This is a genomic window from Rhodopseudomonas sp. BR0C11, assembly GCF_010820945.1.
Taxonomy (GTDB): Bacteria; Pseudomonadota; Alphaproteobacteria; order Rhizobiales; family Xanthobacteraceae; genus Rhodopseudomonas; species Rhodopseudomonas palustris_H.
In genome coordinates this window covers 1-819 of record NZ_QTKI01000772.1, presented here as the reverse complement: position 1 = coordinate 819, position 819 = coordinate 1, and the positions used below count along the sequence as shown (strand labels likewise).

1 protein-coding gene and 1 pseudogene are annotated in these 819 nt (G+C 69.8%); one reads left to right on the top strand and one right to left on the bottom strand.

Going from position 1 to position 819, the window contains the following annotated elements; all coding sequences use genetic code 11:
* Positions 1-207: deaminase (locus DYI24_RS27280; protein WP_164574532.1), on the bottom strand; the 207-nt coding region annotated here is incomplete at its 3' end.
* 166 nt (positions 208-373) lie between these two features.
* Between DYI24_RS27280 and DYI24_RS27275 the strand changes: the two are divergent.
* Positions 374-819 (top strand): annotated as a pseudogene (locus tag DYI24_RS27275) (pseudouridine synthase); the annotation flags it as partial.

Below are 819 nucleotides of genomic sequence, written 5' to 3'. Positions count from 1 at the left end.
CGGCTCGCTGCCGGGCTTGGCGGCCGCCTCGCGGATCGCGAGCAATTCGGCATGGGCGGTGGGGTCGCGGTCGGTCAGGGTGCGGTTGCCGGCTTTGGCGATCACCACGCCGTCGCGGACGATCACGCAGCCGATCGGCACCTCGCCGGCGGCTCCGGCCGCGGCCGCCTCGGCCAGCGCCAATTCCATGAAAGTGGAAGCCGTCATCGTCGTTCTTGGCTCGTCTCGACCCGAAAACTCTGCTAGGAGACCGACTTCAGCAAAAGTGGATGGCTGTTTTGCGTGACCATGCGCGTTTCAATCGGAGCGCGCGGCCTGCGAGCCGTTCCCGACTGCCTGAGCCCCATTTCGTGTTTCGATAGAAAGACCAGTCATGCCCCGCGACACCCGTAAAGACAACGATTCTGCGCGCGGCCGCCGCGACCGGCAGGGCAGCAAAGGCGGTTTCGGCGGCAAAGCCGGGCCCGGTGGCAAGGGAGCGTTCGGCGGCAAGGGCCGCTCGGGCGCGGCCCGCGGACCGGAGAAGAAATTCGCCAAGCGCGCCGCCGAAGGCGCCGGCGAGGCCCGCGGCGAGAAGAGCTACGCCAAGAAGTCGTTCGGCGGCGATGCCAAGCGCTCGTCGTTCGGCGGCGAGGGCAAGCGGCCCTATGCCAAGCGCGACGGTGCCGCGCCGCGCCGCGACTTTTCCGACCGTCCGCGCCGCGATGACGGTGATGCGCCGCGTCCCCGTTTCAACCGCGACGATCGGCCCGCGCGCAGCGGCGGCGATCGTGCCGAGCGGGGGCCGCGCAAGGAGTTTGGTGATCGGCCGCAGAGGGG